The sequence below is a fragment of the Salipiger sp. CCB-MM3 genome (assembly GCF_001687105.1).
Taxonomy (GTDB): domain Bacteria; phylum Pseudomonadota; class Alphaproteobacteria; order Rhodobacterales; family Rhodobacteraceae; genus Salipiger.
The window spans coordinates 59,227-73,768 of the sequence record NZ_CP014596.1 but is presented as its reverse complement, the minus strand read 5'-3'; the positions used below and the strand labels follow the sequence as shown (position 1 = coordinate 73,768).

Below are 14,542 nucleotides of genomic sequence, written 5' to 3'. Positions count from 1 at the left end.
GCCATGCGCCACATCCCCGGATCTGCCAGCGGCCTGCTGAGCTACTTCACCCGGCACCGTACGGTGGCCAATCTGCTGCTGGTGATCCTGCTCGGGGCGGGGCTGCTGGCGGTGCCCAATATGCGCGCGCAGTATTTCCCCGATGTGGTCGAGGATGAGATCGACGTCCGCGTCAGCTGGGACGGCGCCGGGGCGCAGGACGTGGACAACGCCATCGTGCAATTGCTCGAGCCGACGCTGCTTGCGGTCGAAGGGGTGGTGGCCTCCGAGAGCCGCTCGCGCGAGGGCTCGGCGCAGATCGAACTGGAGTTCGAGCCCAATTACAATATGGCCAAGGCGCTGGACGACGTGCAGACCGCCGTGGACGGCGTCGACAATCTGCCGGAAGAGGCCGACGATCCGCGCGTCACCTCGGGCGGTTGGCGCGACCGGGTGACGGATTTGGTGATCTCGGGGCCGGTGGCGGTGGATCAGCTGGGCCGCTTCGCCGACGAATTCGTGGTGCGCCTCTTTGCCGAAGGCGTCACCCGCACCACCATTCGTGGTGTCGCCGCGCCGCAGATCATCGTCGAAGTGCCCACCGCCAATCTGCTGGGCTACGATGTGACCATGCAGGAGATCTCGGAAGCGGTTGCCGCCGAGGTCGATGCCGCGCCAGCTGGCGATGTGACGGGCGCAAACGCTCGCGTGCGCGCCGGGGTCGAGAAACGTGCGCTGCGTGACATTGCCGCCATTGTCCTGCGCTCGCAGCCCGACGGCACCAAGCTGACCGTCGGCAACGTGGCGATCCTGCGTGAAGAGGGGATCGACCGCGAGCGCGCCTATTTCGTCGGCGACGATCCGGCGATCTCGGTGCGGGTCGATCGCTCGGCGGATGGCGATGCCATCAAGATCCAGCAGACCGTGGCCGATGTGGCGCGCGACTTTCAGCCGGTGCTGCCCGAGGGCACGACGATCGAGCTGATCCGCACCCGCGCCGAGGCGATCACCAACCGGCTCGACCTCTTGCTGCACAATGGCCTGTCGGGGCTGGTGCTGGTGGTCGGGCTGCTGTTCCTGTTCCTCAATGCGCGCACCGCGCTTTGGGTGGCGGCGGGGATCCCGACCTCGATGCTCGCGGCGCTGGCGCTGATGTATGCCTCGGGTCTGACGCTCAACATGATATCGCTCTTTGCGCTGATCATCACGCTTGGCATCGTGGTGGATGACGCCATCGTCGTCGGCGAGCACGCCGATCATCTGCATCGCAAGGGGCTTGGGCCGATCGAAGCCGCCGAGACCGCTGCGCGGCGCATGGCGCTGCCGGTATTCAGCTCGACCCTGACCACGATCATCGCCTTCTTCGGGCTCACCGCCATCGGGGGGCGGTTCGGCGAGATGATCGCCGATATTCCCTTCACGGTGATCGTTGTGCTGATCGCCAGCCTGATCGAATGCTTCCTGATCCTGCCCAACCACATGGCCCATGCCATCGCCAAGTCGACCGAGCACCATTGGTACGATTGGCCCTCGCGCATGGTGAACCGCGGGTTCCGCTGGGTGCGCGAACGGCTGTTCCGCCCGTTCATGGCCGGGGTGATCACGGCGCGCTACGTGGTGCTGGCGCTGGCGGTGCTGCTGCTGGCCTCGCAGGCGGCAAGCTTCATCCGGGGCGATGTAGTCTGGCGCTTCTTCAACTCGCCGGAACGGCCCTCGGTCAGCGGCAATTTCGCCATGACACCGGGCGCGACCCGCGCGGACACGCTGGCGCAGATGCGCGAGATGCAGCGCGCCACCGAGGCGTTGGGGCGCGAGTATGAAGAGCGCTACGGCCTCAACCCGCTCGACTATGTGATCGCCGAGATCGGCGGCAACTCCGGGCGCCCGCTGGCCGAGGCCGAGAACAAGGAGGCCGATCAGCTGGGCGCCATTTCGATCGAACTGATCGAGCCGGATCTGCGGCCCTATTCCAGCTTCCAATTCGTCGGTGAGCTGCAAGAGCGGGTGGCGGCGATGCCCATGGTCGAGGTGATCAGCTTCCGTGGCTGGCGTTCGGGGCCGGGGGGCGATGCGCTGGACGTGCTGTTCTTCGGTGCCGATGCGGGCGTGCTCAAGGCCGCCGCCGAAGACCTCAAGAAAGCGGTGCTACGCTTCCCCGAGGTTTCGGCGGTCGAGGACAATCTGTCTTACGACAAGGACGAGCTGGTGCTGGAACTGACCCCACAGGGGCAGGCGCTGGGGCTGACGGTGGACGATCTGGGCCGGGTGCTGCGCGCGCGTATCGGCGGGCTCGAGGCGGCGACCTTCCCGGTCGGCCCGCGCAGCGCAGAGATCCGCGTCGAACTGCCAGACCGTGAACAGACCGCCGATTTCCTGCAGCGCACGCAAATCCGCACGCCCGAGGGCGCCTATGTGCAATTGGCCGACATCGTGCGGGTCGAGCGGCAGAGCGGGTTCTCGACAGTCCGGCGCGAGAACGGGCTGCGTACGGTCTCGGTCACCGGCGATATCTCGGAGGATGATCCCGAGCGCGCCGCGGATATCCTGAAGGCGCTGCAGGAGGACATCCTTCCCGCCATCGCCGCCGAGCGACAGGTGGAGTTCCGCATGTCCGGCATGGCCGAGGACGAGCGCAACTTCCTGTCGGACGCGGGCACCGGGCTGGTGCTGGTTCTGCTGGGCATCTACCTCGTGCTGGCTTGGGTCTTTGCCAGTTGGACGCGCCCGTTGGTGGTGATGGCGGTGATCCCCTTCGGCCTTGTCGGCACGATCTACGGCCACGCGCTGTGGGATGTGCCGCTGTCGATGTTCACCGTCGTCGGCCTGCTGGGGATGACCGGGATCATCATCAACGATTCCATCGTGCTGGTGACGCAGATCGACGAATACGCCCCCGACCGCGGCATGTTCCAAGCGATCATCGACGGCGCGGCGGACCGGCTGCGTCCGGTCTTTCTGACCACGGCGACCACCGTGCTGGGCCTTGCGCCGCTGCTCTACGAGCGCAGCTCGGACGCGCAGTTCCTGAAGCCGACTGTGATCACGCTGGTCTACGGGCTGGGTTTTGGCATGCTGTTGGTGCTGATGGTGGTGCCCGCGCTTCTGGCAGCACAGCATGACATCGCCCGGCGCATCGCGGCCTTCCGGCGCGGCGCGCGGCATCGCCACGCGAAGGTGCGCGCGCTGACGCTGGGGCTGTTTGCGCTGGTGCTGGGCTGGCTGGCGGCGACCATGGGGGCGGTGGCGGTGACCGGCGCGCTTCCGGGCGTGCTGGCGCTTGGTCCGCTGGCGCTGCTGCCGCCAGCTCTCGCCGGTTTCACGCTGTTCGTCGCCGGGGTGGCTCTGGCGCTGGGGCTGGTCTGGCTGGCCACGCTCGCCATGGCGCTGCGCGGGCAGAGGGTGGGCTAAGCAGCCTCAGCCCCCGCAGGATGTCTCAGGAAGAGCAGCCGTGAATGTCCACCGCGTGCTGCGCGCCCAGCACGGTGATGCGCAGCTTTGAGCGGTCGAGGGCGAAGGGCTTGCCTTCCATATGCATAAGCTTGGTCTTGCTCACCAGCTTGCCGCCCTCGCGGCGGGTCTTCGGCTCGGACGCCCAGATCTCGGGCTGCCCCGCCTCGACCACCAGTTCCTCCTGCCCGCCGGCAGACGGCATGTCGATCTCGGTGCGCAGAACCATCCCGCCCTTGGCCGGGCTGATCGAGCATTGCACCTTGCCCACATTGGCCTCGCTGGCAGTGAAGGGCGCCTCGGCCAGCGCCGCGGCGATCACCGGATCGACGCTGCTGCTGTCGGGAAGCATGGCGCGCACATGCAGCTCCTGCGGCACGCAGATGTCGCTGCAGACGCCGATCAGCATATTCGCCTCCAGCGTCACCGGCCCGCCCGTAGCTGCCACGCGCAACGGCAGGACCAGCTCCCCCTTATAGCCCACCGAGCGCGCGCCCGACTGGCGGAACACATGCGGCGTGGGCCAGAGCGCGGCGACATCGGCGACATTGTCCGAGGCGCTCCAGTCAAAGACCGGCGGGATGCCAGCATCTCCGGGCGCGCGCCAATAGGTCTTCCACCCCGGCGCAAGCGTCAGATGCAGCGCCGCCATGTGATCGCCATTGGGCAAGCGCCAGCCGGGGCGCAGCTCGGCGGTGACCGGCTCCATCGCGGTGGCGTCGGTGGCGAAAACGCCGGACATCGCCAGCGCGCAGCCAAGGGTGGCGGCTCTGAAAGCATTCTGGATCATGCATTTCAAATGGAGCCTCTCGGGGCTCCTGCCAAGTCACATTGCAGCGAGAGCGTGGCAATTCTGCCCGCTTGTGTGCTTGCGCCGACACTGCGGGACGGTCACACTCAGAAGGCAGACTTCAGAAAGGGTCCCATGACGCACAGCGAGACCGCCTCCGGCGCCACCGATCTGACCGGCTCCGTCCTCATTGCCATGCCCGGCATGGGCGACGAGCGTTTCGAACACGCGGTGATCTACCTCTGCGCCCATTCAGACGAAGGGGCGATGGGGCTGATCCTCAACAAACCCTCGGCGGACGTCACACTCGAAGGGCTCTTTGAACAGCTCGGTATCGACGCCGAGCCGGGGTCCGGCAAGCAGCCGGTGCATTTCGGCGGCCCGGTGGAGATGGGGCGGGGATTCGTCCTGCACAGCGCCGACTACCGCTCGGAACTCACCACGCTGCAGGTCGACGACGCGATCTTCATGACCGGCACGCTCGACGTGCTGGAGCATATCGCGCGCGGCGACGGGCCGCGCGACTGGATGGCGATGCTGGGTTATGCGGGCTGGGGGCCGGGGCAGCTCGAGGGCGAACTGGCCGAGAATGCCTGGCTGGTCTGCCCGGCGAGCCGCGAGCTGGTCTTCGCCACGCCCGACGCAGGCAAATGGAGCGCCGCGCTCGATGTGCTTGGCATCCCGGCACTGGCGCTCTCGGGCGAGGGCGGCCGGGCCTGAGCGCGCCCCTGCGCTTTCATTGTTCCCCAAATACGCCCGCCGGAGGCGTTTGCAGCCATGCCGCCCGCAGACCATTCGGCATGGCGGGGATCGCGTATTTTCAGAACAATGAAGCCGCGGCGCTCACCGCGGCGCGGCGGCGCGGCTGAGGCGGTCGTTGATCGCGACACCGGCACCGAAATGCGGCACCGGGGCGACGGCGATGATCTTTGCTCCGCTGGCGTCGAGCAGATGCAGATGCGCAAAGAGATTGGCCGCCGCCTCCTCCAGATCGCCGCTCGGCGAGAGGTTCAGATCGCACTCCATGTCGCCAAACCCGAGCCGCGCTTCGCCCTCGCGCCAGTCGGCGGCGTTGAGGCGCATGCGGGCGCGCGGCGCGTAATGCGAGGCGGTCTGGCCGGGGGCCGAAATGGCCGCGTTGTCCTGACGCCGCATGACCGGGTGCCCGAGGGCCTCCGACAGTTGTTCGGCGCTGATGCCGCCGGGGCGCAGCAGGGTGGGGCGGCCCGACAGGCCAAGGATCGTGCTTTCGAGGCCCACCTTGCAGGGGCCGCCATCGAGCACCGCGGCGATGCGCCCGTCGAGCGTGCTCAGCACGTGATCGGCGGTGGTCGGGCTGATCCGTCCCGAGCGGTTGGCCGATGGGCCAGCGAGCGGGCCGCCGAAAGCGGTGAGAAGCTCGCGCGCCAGCGGCGCCGCGGGCAGGCGCACTGCCAGCGTGTCGAGGCCTGCGGTGACGCGGTCCGACAGACCGGCATCCCAGCGGATCGGCAGCACCAGCGTCAGCGGACCGGGCCAGAAGGCGCGGGCGACATTTTCGGCGGTGCCCGACCATTCCACCAGTTCCTTGGCGTGCTCGATGCTGGGCACATGCACGATCAGCGGGTTGAAGCTGGGGCGGCCCTTGGCCTCAAAGATGCCCGCCACGGCGGCGTCATTGCGCGCGTCGGCCCCCAGCCCGTAGACCGTTTCGGTCGGGAAGGCGACAAGCTCTCCGGCGCGCAGCAACTCGGCGGCGCGCGCGATCCCGGCCTCGTCGGCGGGCAGGCGCAGGGTGGGGGTGTCGGGCATTGGTCTATCCGTGACGCTGCGTTCCGTTTGGTCGGCGGCGAGCCATCGTCCTAGGGTCGCACCGAAATCGTCGGATCCTCCCTAGCCGAGGGGCTCCGACTTGCCAACCGGGATCGGAGGAAATGCCATGGCCTATCGCGCGCCTGTCGCTGAATTTACGTTTTTACTCGACAAGGTGGTGGGCTTTGACGCGGTAACGGCGACCGAGCGCCATGCCGAGGCCACCCCCGACATGGTCGCGGCGGTGCTCGGCGAAGCGGGGCGGCTCTGCGACGAGGTGCTGGCGCCGCTCAATCGCGCGGGCGATCTGCAGGGGGCGGTGCTCGAAAATGGCGTGCTGCGCTCGACGCCGGGCTTCGCCGAAGGCTACCGCGCGATCGCCGAGGGCGGCTGGGTCGCGGTGGCCGGACCGGTCGAACATGGTGGCATGGGGCTGCCGCTGACCGTCGCCTCGGCGGTCAATGAGATGATGTCGGGGGCCTGTCTTGCGCTGCATCTCAACCCGCTGCTGACCCAAGGCCAGATCGAGGCGCTGGAGCATCACGCCAGCGAGGAGATTAAGGCGCTGTATCTGCCCAAGCTGATCTCGGGCGAATGGTCGGGGACGATGAACCTGACCGAGCCGCAGGCAGGCTCGGACGTGGGCGCGCTGTCGAGCAAGGCCGTGCCCAACGGCGATGGCACCTATGCGATCACCGGGCAGAAGATCTTCATCTCGTGGGGGGATTGCGACTTCACCGGCAATGTCTGCCACCTCGTGCTGGCGCGCCTGCCGGATGCGGCACCGGGCACCAAGGGCATCAGCCTGTTCCTTGTGCCGAAATACATTCCCGACGAGTTCGGCGCTCCGGGCGTGGCCAATGATCTGCGGGTGGTCAGCCTCGAGCATAAGATGGGGCTGCACGGCTCGCCGACCTGCGTGATGAGCTTTGAGGGCGCGCGCGGCTGGATGATCGGCGAGGAAGGCGGCGGCATGCGCGCCATGTTCACCATGATGAACAACGCTCGGCTCGGTGTTGGCTGCGAGGGCGTGGGGGCCGCCGAGGGCGCCTATCAGCACGCGCTTTGCTATGCGATGGAGCGCAAGCAGGGCCGCACGCCCGAGGGCACTATCGTCGGCCATGCGGACGTACGGCGGATGCTGGCGGGGGTGAAGGCCGATGTTCTGGCAGCGCGCTCCATCGCGCTCAGCTGCGCGGTGGCGCTCGACATGGCAGCGGCGACCGGTGAGGCCGACTGGGCCGCCCGCGCGGCCTTTCTCACACCGATCGCCAAGGCGTTTGGCACCGACGTGGGCATCGCCTCGGCAGAGGCGGGCGTGCAGGTCTGGGGCGGCATGGGGTTCATCGAGGAAAGCGGCGCCGCGCAATATTACCGCGATGTCCGGGTCACGGCGATCTATGAGGGCACCAACGGCATTCAGGCCATGGACCTTGTGGGGCGCAAGCTTATGGACGGCGGTGAGGCGGCGGCGCGGCTGCTGGACGAGATCGAGGCGCAGTCGGAGGCGGCGAAAGCGCAGATGCCCGATCTGGCCGAGGCGGTCTGGCAGGCTGCGGAGACGCTGCGCGAGACCACCGAAGCGCTGGTGGCGCGCCCCATGGCCGAGCGGTTTGGTGTGGCGGTGCCCTATCTGCGCGCCTTCGCCCGGGTGCTCGGGGGGCATTTCCATCTGCGCGCGGCCATGGCAGACCCGTCGGGCGCGCACGCACGGCTTGCGCGTTTCTACATCACGAGGCTTCTGCCCGAGCATGTCGGCCTGCTGGCCGAGGTCGCGGCGGCGGATGCCGAGCTGATGGCCATCACTGCCGAGGACCTTGCCGCCTGATGAAGCCTGGATTGCATTACCCGCACGAAACGCCGCCCGCATGGGGCGAGGCCACAGAGATCGCCGAGGGCGTTCTGTGGCTGCGCCTGCCGCTGCCGATGAAGCTCGATCACGTGAACTGCTACGCGCTGGATGACGGCGACGGCTGGACGCTGATCGACACCGGCATCAACTCGGGGCGCGCGCGGGGCATCTGGGAAAAGCTGCTCGCCGGGCCGCTGGCGGGCAAACCGGTGCGGCGGGTGGTGGTCACCCATCACCACCCCGATCACATGGGGCTGGCGGGCTGGTTTCAGGAGCAGGGCGCGGAGCTGCTGACCACGCGCACCGCGTGGCTGTTCGCACGCATGCTGCAGCTTGACGCGCAGGAGGCGCCGCCGCCCGAGCAGATCGCCTATTGGCAGCGCTGCGGCATGGAGCCGCGGGTGCTGGAGCGGCGGCGCAAGGAGCGGCCTTTCAACTTCGCCGATTGCGTCTGGCCGATGCCACTGGGCTTCACCCGGCTGCAGCAGGGCGACGTGCTGCGCATGGGCGGGCGCGACTGGGAGGTGCATATGGGCCATGGCCACGCGCCCGAGCACGCCACTTTCTGGTCGAAAGACGATGCGCTGGTGCTGGCCGGGGATCAGGTGCTCTCGACGATCAGCTCCAACCTTGGCGTCTATGCCACCGAGCCCGAGGCTGACCCGGTGGGCGACTGGCTCGAATCCTGCGAGCGGCTGGCCAAAATGGCGCGCGACGATCACTACGTGCTGGGCGGGCACAAGCTGCCCTTCACCGGGCTGCCCTTCCGCCTGCGCCAACTGATCGACAATCACCACGGCGCGCTTGAGCGGCTGGAGGACTTCCTCGACACGCCAAAGAGCGCGGGCGCGTGCTTTGCGCCGCTCTTCAAGCGCACCATCGGCGATGCGGAATACGGGCTCGCCATTGTCGAGGCCATGGCGCATTGCCAGCACCTCTATCTGGAAGGCCGGGCGACACGGACCGAAGGCGCCGATGGCGCATGGCTGTGGCAGGCCGCGTGCGGTTGAGCGGGCTCACGCAGGGCTCAAGAACAGGTGACAGCTTGCGCAGAATCCGCTAAGCCTCTGAGCGGAGAAGAAACGCCCGTTGGGGATGGAGACAGGACGGACATATGGCAGACTACAAGCCCGGCAGCATGGACATCACGGCCCAAGAGAAGACCTTTCACGGCTTCATCAAGTTCACCATCCGCATGGTCTATGTGATCATCGCAGTGCTGCTCTTCCTGGCGATCTTCAACTCCTGAGCTTCGCGCCTTCGGGAGGGGAATTCATCTAGACGTCAGTCAAGGCCGGGCGGCGGAGGAGGCCGCCCGCTGACCGGAAAGGGTCGGCTTTCATGTTCTATCGCGCCACGTTTTTGGCCGGTCTCGCAGCGCTCACGCTTGCGGGCTGTACCACTCCGGCCATGCGCTATCCCAATGCCACGCCAGAAGAGGTTGCCGCCGCGCGCTATGTCGATGGCGGCCCGCCCGCACTGACGCTCTACACGATGATCAACAACCGCTCGGATGCCGGGGCGCACTCCAGCCTGATGATCAGCGCACCGTCGCAGCGGGTGATTTTCGATCCGGCGGGATCCGTCCGGGCGCGCAATGTGCCCGAGGTGGATGATGTGCTCTATGGGGTGACCCCCGAGGTCGAACGCTTTTACGCCCGTGCCCATGCACGCGAGACCTACCGCGTGCGCATCCAGCGCATTGAGGTATCGCCCGAGGTGGCCGAGCGCGCGCTGAAGATGGTGCAGGCGCATGGGCCCGTGTCGCAGACGCAATGCACCGTGGCGACCTCTGGCGTGCTGAGCCAGCTGCCGGGCTTTGAAGAGGTTGGCCGCACGTGGTTCCCCAATAAGCTCGCCGACGAGCTTGCGGCGATGCCAGGCGTGACCGAGCAGGTGCTGCGCGAGCAGGATGCCGACGACAAGACGCTGGCGATCGCCGCGTTCGAGCAGCGCAGCGGCGACAGTGATCAGCTGAGCCAGTAACCGCCCGCGATCAGCGCCACCGCGCCGCTGAGGATGGCAAGGATCACGTTCTTGCTGGCCAGCCCGACACCGAGCGTCACCAATGCGGCGATCAGACGGGCAGGGTCGGTCTGCCCGTCGGTCGCGGCGGGCCAGACCACCAGCGGCGCTACCAGCGCGGGCATCATCGCCACGGCGGTGTAGCGGAGATGGCGCGTCAGCCACGCGGGCAGGGGGCGGTCGCCGACAAGCCCAAGGAACAGGAAGCGCAGGGCAAAGCTGCCCAGCCCCAGCCCGAGGATCACCAGCCAGAGATCTCCGCGTTCGATCATCGCTGCATCCTCCGTTCGGTCTCGGCCCCGGCCATCATGCCGAGCGCGGCGGCGCAGAGCACGCCGAGGTTATAGGGCATCCATGCCAGCAGCAGCGTGCCCAGCGTCGCGACCAGCGCCGCCACCACATGCGCGCCCGTGCGCAGCGCCGGGGCGATCATCGCCAGAAAGGCGATGGGCAGCGCGAAATCGAGGCCGAAATCGGCGGGGATCGCTTCGCCCACCCAAGCACCGACCAGCGTGAAGATGTACCACGGTGGGCAAATCGGCGTCATCGTCCCCATGAAGAAGGCGAACTTCTGCGGCAGGGTCATCTCGGGCGAGCGTTCGAACTGCAGCGCCGATGAGGCGTAGGTCTGATCGACAAGGAAATAGGCGCAGATCGCGCGTTTCCACAGCGGCAGCGCGCCCAGATGCGGGGTGATCGCAGCGGAATACATCGCCATACGCAGGTTCACCGCAAGCGCCGAGGCCAGCACGATCAGCGCGGGCACATGGTCCTGCAGCATCTGCAGCGAGACAAATTGCGCGGCCCCGGCAATCACCACCACCGAAAAGGAAAGCGTGTCGAAGAGGTTCAGCCCCGCCTCATTGGCGAGCACGCCGAAGAGCGTGGCAAAGGGGCCGATCACCAGCAGGAACGGCAGACCCGCGCGCACACCCTGCCAGTAGTAAGAACCCGTGTCCGATCGTGCCATGTGGTGCCTTGCCTCCCGTCGACCGGGCAAGCCGTAGCGACCCTTTGAGGGAGATGCAATCGGGCAGGGAGGCTGACCTTAAACGCATGTAGGCGCTGTGGCTTGCGCAGGCGCTTCGCGTCAGTCGAAGGCGCCCGCGACGCGGCCCAGCAGCATGAAGGCGCGGGCGGTGCGGGTGTTGGCCAGTTCGCTGATCTCGGCGTCGCTTGCCTGTCCTTCGAAACGCACGAAGGCGCGGTCGTAGAGCCGTAGGAAATGATGGGCGACGTCCTTGAAGATCGCGTCCTGCTTCATCCGGCCCGAGCTTAGCGCCAGCGAGGCGCGGTCGCGCACACCGCCGAGCGCGGCCACTTCGCGCCCGCGTGTGCCCTTGGCGAAGGCGCGCCAAACCTCGGGTCGGGCCATGTCGGGCGTCAGATCATCCATATAGATGCCGTCCTGCGACAGCAGCGTCAGCACGTCCTGCGAGGCTTGAATGAGCTGCGCCGCCTGCCGGTCCTTCAGCGCCCGGCGCAGCGCCGCGAAGCCTTCGAGGTCTTCGGCAGTGTCGGGGAAGTTCAGGGCGCGGATGAAGTCGGTATTGGCCAGCGGCGGCTCCAGCGCCTCGGCGGGCGTGCCGAGCGACAGCGCGGGCTGATCGTCCGCGGAAGGCTCGGGAGCGACGGCAGCGGCGGCGGTCTGCGCCTGCACCGCGGCTTGCGCCGCGCGGGTGGAGCCGAGCATGGCAAGCGTCGTCTCGATCTTGCGCTGCGCCGCGGCCACCTCGTCGAGCTTGCGCGCCAGCGTGCTGGCCGAGGGATCGTTGCGGCCGGTCTGCGCCTGCGTGAGGTACGACTTGCGGATCGCCTCGATGGCGGTCTGCAGCCGCGCGCTTTCCTCGCGCATGATGCGGCTGGCCCGCATGGTCATCGCCGCCACCCAGATCATCGCGATGGGCAGAAAGACAACCATCACCACCAACAAGAAACGCAGGCCGCCCACGCCTTCGGTGCTGCCGCCGGTGAAGACGTAGCCACCGGCGATCACCAGCCAGAGCGCACTGAGGCCGAGCGCGGCGATCTCGATCCCGGTCATACCGCGCTTTTCCTCGCGGTCGTAGACGCCGATGGGCGCCGAGCGGCTGTCGTTGCTGTCTGCCATGATGCGGCGCGACCCTTACCTTTGGGTGTTACTTGTACGCGATCGTCAGGATCTCGTAGCTCTTCTCGCCGCCGGGGGTGCGCACCTCGACGCTGTCGCCTTCGTCCTTGCCGATCAGGGCGCGAGCGATGGGCGATTTGATGTTGAGCAGGCCCTTTTCGATGTTGGCCTCATATTCGCCGACGATCTGCCAGGTCTTTTCTTCGTCGGTGTCTTCATCGACGACGGTAACCGTGGCGCCGAACTTGATCGCACCGGTCAGCTTCGCCGGGTCGATCACCTCGGCCAGCGACATCACGCTTTCGATCTCTTTAATCCGGCCTTCGATGAAGCTCTGCTTTTCGCGCGCGGAATGGTATTCGGCGTTCTCCGACAGATCGCCGTGCTCACGTGCTTCGGCGATGGCCTTGATGATGGCCGGACGCTCAACGGACTTGAGCGTTTTCAATTCGGTTTCGAGCGCGGTGAAGCCCGCGCGGGTCATCAGTATCTTTTCCATAGAGTCTTTCCGGAACTGTCCCGAGGGCCTCCCCCGGCCCTTTTGCGTTTGCCGTCTAAAACCATGAGTGGTCGTTTCTGGCAAGAGTGGGGATTGTCCCGGGCTTTGGCAAGAGTGCGCTGCGGCGCGGCGGGCCAGCAGGGCAGGGCGATGGGCTGCGCGAGGCTCCGCCGAGCGGACTTTGCGCCGCGCCAACTATTATTTTCCTAAGGTCGCGTCAGGCACCTTTTATGCCGCGTTTCGATTGACCTGTGCTGCACCGCCGCGCTACGCCAATGCGCAAGATAATTACAGCGAACAGCTAAAGCGAACAGCCAGCGGAGGAACCACATGGCCGAGATCGAGCGCGAGTCGATGGAATATGACGTGGTGATCGTGGGGGCGGGGCCGGCAGGCCTCTCCGCAGCGATCCGGCTCAAGCAACTCGATGCCGACCTGAATGTTGTGGTTCTCGAAAAGGGATCCGAGGTCGGCGCGCATATCCTTTCTGGTGCGGTGCTCGACCCCTGTGGTCTCGACGCGCTGATCCCCGACTGGAAGGAGAAGGGCGCGCCGCTGAACGTTCCGGTGACGCAGGACAAATTCTATCTGCTGGGCGAGGCTGGCAAGGTCACCATCCCGCATTGGCCAATGCCGAAGTTCATGTCGAACGAGGGCAATTACATCGTCTCCATGGGCAACGTCTGCCGCTGGATGGCCGAACAGGCCGAGGCGCTTGGCGTCGAGATTTTCCCCGGCATGGCCTGCTCGGAACTGGTCTACGGCGAGAACGGCGAGATCAAGGGCGTGGTCGCGGGCGAGTTCGGCAAGAACGCCGACGGCACCCCCGGTCCGGGCTATGAGCCGGGGATGGAACTGCACGGCAAATACGTCTTTCTGTCGGAAGGCGTGCGCGGCTCGCTGTCGAAGGAAGTGATCGAGAAATACAACCTCTCGGACGGCAAATGCCCGCAGAAGTTCGGACTCGGCATGAAGGAGATCTGGGAGATCGACCCTGCCAAGCACCAGGAAGGCCGGGTCGAGCACACCATGGGCTGGCCGCTGGGCGGCAATGCCGGGGGCGGGGCCTTCATCTACCATCTGGACAACAATCAGGTCTACGTCGGCTTCGTGGTGCACCTGAACTACCGCAACCCGCACCTCTTCCCCTACATGGAATTCCAGCGCTTCAAGCATCACCCGCATGTGGCGGACCTGCTCAAAGGCGGCAAGCGCGTGGCCTATGGCGCGCGGGCGATCTCCGAGGGCGGCTTCCAGTCGATGCCGAAGATGGTCGCGCCCGGCGTGGCGCTGCTCGGCTGCTCGGTGGGCATGGTCAACGTGCCGCGCATCAAGGGCAACCACAATGCCATGCTTTCGGGCAAAGCCGCGGCAGAGGCGGCCTATGAGGCGATCCAGGCGGGCCGCGCTTCGGACGAGCTCACAGCCTATGAGAGCGAAGTGCGCGAAGGGGCCATCGGGCAGGACCTGTGGAAGGTGCGCAACGTCAAGCCGCTGTGGTCGAAAACCGGCCTGCTGGGCTCGCTGACGCTTGGCGGCCTCGACATGTGGACCAACAGCTTCGGTTTCTCGCTCTTCGGCACGGTCAAGCACGGCAAGAGCGATGCCACGGCCACCGAGAGCGCGGCGGCGCATCAGCCGATCGAGTACCCCAAGCCCGACGGCAAGCTCAGCTTCGACCGGCTGACCAACGTCAGCTTCTCCTTCACCAACCACGAAGAGAGCCAGCCGGCGCATCTCAAGCTGAAGGATCCGCGCGTGCCGCTGCTTGATAACCTGCCGAAATACGCAGGCCCCTCGCAGCGCTACTGCCCGGCGGGTGTCTATGAGTTCGTCGAGAAGGACGGCAAGACCGAGTTCGTGATCAACTTCCAGAACTGCGTGCACTGCAAGACCTGCGATATCAAAGACCCTTCGCAGAACATCAACTGGACGGTTCCGCAGGGCGGCGACGGGCCGAACTACCCCAATATGTAAGGCCGCGGGGCGGCGTTTTCCGCCCGCGATCCCTGCTTGACCAAACGTCGAGCCCCGGTTCTGCACCGGGGC

At 66.7% G+C, this 14,542-nt stretch carries 13 protein-coding genes; 7 read left to right on the top strand and 6 right to left on the bottom strand.

Annotated features, from left to right (window positions below; translation table 11 throughout):
- Positions 1 to 3: 3 nt before the first annotated feature.
- Entirely contained in the window at positions 4 to 3,387 is a 3,384-nt protein-coding gene (locus AYJ57_RS14250; protein ID WP_066107321.1) for an efflux RND transporter permease subunit, read from the top strand.
- A 25-nt stretch (positions 3,388 to 3,412) separates the two neighbouring features.
- Here the strand turns inward: AYJ57_RS14250 and AYJ57_RS14245 are convergent, their stop codons facing one another.
- Complete coding sequence (locus AYJ57_RS14245; RefSeq protein ID WP_066107319.1) at positions 3,413 to 4,216, bottom strand: protein-disulfide reductase DsbD domain-containing protein; 804 nt, start codon at positions 4,214 to 4,216, stop codon at positions 3,413 to 3,415.
- A 135-nt stretch (positions 4,217 to 4,351) separates the two neighbouring features.
- Here AYJ57_RS14245 and AYJ57_RS14240 point away from each other — a divergent pair, with 135 nt between their 5' ends.
- Complete coding sequence (locus tag AYJ57_RS14240) at positions 4,352 to 4,936, top strand: YqgE/AlgH family protein (RefSeq protein WP_066107317.1); 585 nt, start codon at positions 4,352 to 4,354, stop codon at positions 4,934 to 4,936.
- A 123-nt stretch (positions 4,937 to 5,059) separates the two neighbouring features.
- Here AYJ57_RS14240 and AYJ57_RS14235 read toward each other — a convergent pair whose 3' ends face one another.
- The gene (locus tag AYJ57_RS14235; protein WP_066107314.1) at positions 5,060 to 6,007 is read right to left on the bottom strand and encodes an L-threonylcarbamoyladenylate synthase; all 948 of its coding nucleotides are present in this window, start codon (positions 6,005 to 6,007) and stop codon (positions 5,060 to 5,062) included.
- Between the two features lie 127 nt (positions 6,008 to 6,134).
- On the opposite strand from AYJ57_RS14235, the gene AYJ57_RS14230 reads away from it, so the two are divergent.
- The 4 genes from AYJ57_RS14230 (at position 6,135) to AYJ57_RS14220 (ending at position 9,845) form a co-directional block, all read left to right on the top strand.
- On the top strand, positions 6,135 to 7,835 hold the full coding sequence (locus AYJ57_RS14230; RefSeq protein ID WP_066107312.1) for an acyl-CoA dehydrogenase: 1,701 nt from the start codon (positions 6,135 to 6,137) through the stop codon (positions 7,833 to 7,835).
- On the top strand, positions 7,835 to 8,869 hold the full coding sequence (locus tag AYJ57_RS14225; protein ID WP_066107307.1) for an MBL fold metallo-hydrolase: 1,035 nt from the start codon (positions 7,835 to 7,837) through the stop codon (positions 8,867 to 8,869). Before AYJ57_RS14230 ends, AYJ57_RS14225 begins: the two co-directional genes overlap by 1 nt.
- Positions 8,870 to 8,973: 104 nt before the next feature.
- Positions 8,974 to 9,108 (top strand): aa3-type cytochrome c oxidase subunit IV, encoded by a 135-nt coding sequence (locus tag AYJ57_RS25520; protein ID WP_083191296.1) that lies wholly within the window; start codon positions 8,974 to 8,976, stop codon positions 9,106 to 9,108.
- 92 nt (positions 9,109 to 9,200) lie between these two features.
- Complete coding sequence (locus AYJ57_RS14220) at positions 9,201 to 9,845, top strand: hypothetical protein (RefSeq protein WP_193789543.1); 645 nt, start codon at positions 9,201 to 9,203, stop codon at positions 9,843 to 9,845.
- On the opposite strand, the gene AYJ57_RS14215 is transcribed toward AYJ57_RS14220, so the two are convergent.
- The 4 genes from AYJ57_RS14215 to greA form a co-directional block, all read right to left on the bottom strand.
- A complete protein-coding gene (locus tag AYJ57_RS14215; RefSeq protein WP_066107302.1) occupies positions 9,830 to 10,156 on the bottom strand; it encodes an AzlD domain-containing protein in 327 nt (108 codons plus the stop codon). The genes AYJ57_RS14220 and AYJ57_RS14215 overlap by 16 nt on opposite strands.
- A complete protein-coding gene (locus AYJ57_RS14210; RefSeq protein ID WP_066107299.1) occupies positions 10,153 to 10,854 on the bottom strand; it encodes an AzlC family ABC transporter permease in 702 nt (233 codons plus the stop codon). Before AYJ57_RS14210 ends, AYJ57_RS14215 begins: the two co-directional genes overlap by 4 nt.
- 120 nt (positions 10,855 to 10,974) lie before the next feature.
- Positions 10,975 to 11,994, bottom strand: coding sequence for a hypothetical protein (locus tag AYJ57_RS14205; protein ID WP_066107296.1), 1,020 nt, complete (start codon positions 11,992 to 11,994; stop codon positions 10,975 to 10,977).
- A 28-nt stretch (positions 11,995 to 12,022) separates the two neighbouring features.
- Positions 12,023 to 12,493, bottom strand: a complete 471-nt coding sequence (greA, locus tag AYJ57_RS14200; protein ID WP_066107293.1) for a transcription elongation factor GreA — start codon at positions 12,491 to 12,493, stop codon at positions 12,023 to 12,025.
- Positions 12,494 to 12,823: 330 nt separating this feature from the next.
- Here greA and AYJ57_RS14195 point away from each other — a divergent pair, with 330 nt between their 5' ends.
- On the top strand, positions 12,824 to 14,470 hold the full coding sequence (locus AYJ57_RS14195) for an electron transfer flavoprotein-ubiquinone oxidoreductase (protein WP_066107290.1): 1,647 nt from the start codon (positions 12,824 to 12,826) through the stop codon (positions 14,468 to 14,470).
- Positions 14,471 to 14,542: the final 72 nt, after the last annotated feature.

Excerpts from the sequence above, each read along its gene's own strand:
- AYJ57_RS14250 (WP_066107321.1), top strand. The coding sequence starts at position 4 with ATGCGCCACATCCCCGGATCTGCCAGCGGCCTGCTGAGCTACTTCACC.
- AYJ57_RS14245 (WP_066107319.1), bottom strand. The coding sequence starts at position 4,216 with ATGATCCAGAATGCTTTCAGAGCCGCCACCCTTGGCTGCGCGCTGGCG.
- AYJ57_RS14240 (WP_066107317.1), top strand. The coding sequence starts at position 4,352 with ATGACGCACAGCGAGACCGCCTCCGGCGCCACCGATCTGACCGGCTCC.
- AYJ57_RS14235 (WP_066107314.1), bottom strand. The coding sequence starts at position 6,007 with ATGCCCGACACCCCCACCCTGCGCCTGCCCGCCGACGAGGCCGGGATC.
- AYJ57_RS14230 (WP_066107312.1), top strand. The coding sequence starts at position 6,135 with ATGGCCTATCGCGCGCCTGTCGCTGAATTTACGTTTTTACTCGACAAG.
- AYJ57_RS14225 (WP_066107307.1), top strand. The coding sequence starts at position 7,835 with ATGAAGCCTGGATTGCATTACCCGCACGAAACGCCGCCCGCATGGGGC.
- AYJ57_RS25520 (WP_083191296.1), top strand. The coding sequence starts at position 8,974 with ATGGCAGACTACAAGCCCGGCAGCATGGACATCACGGCCCAAGAGAAG.
- AYJ57_RS14220 (WP_193789543.1), top strand. The coding sequence starts at position 9,201 with ATGTTCTATCGCGCCACGTTTTTGGCCGGTCTCGCAGCGCTCACGCTT.
- AYJ57_RS14215 (WP_066107302.1), bottom strand. The coding sequence starts at position 10,156 with ATGATCGAACGCGGAGATCTCTGGCTGGTGATCCTCGGGCTGGGGCTG.
- AYJ57_RS14210 (WP_066107299.1), bottom strand. The coding sequence starts at position 10,854 with ATGGCACGATCGGACACGGGTTCTTACTACTGGCAGGGTGTGCGCGCG.
- AYJ57_RS14205 (WP_066107296.1), bottom strand. The coding sequence starts at position 11,994 with ATGGCAGACAGCAACGACAGCCGCTCGGCGCCCATCGGCGTCTACGAC.
- greA (WP_066107293.1), bottom strand. The coding sequence starts at position 12,493 with ATGGAAAAGATACTGATGACCCGCGCGGGCTTCACCGCGCTCGAAACC.
- AYJ57_RS14195 (WP_066107290.1), top strand. The coding sequence starts at position 12,824 with ATGGCCGAGATCGAGCGCGAGTCGATGGAATATGACGTGGTGATCGTG.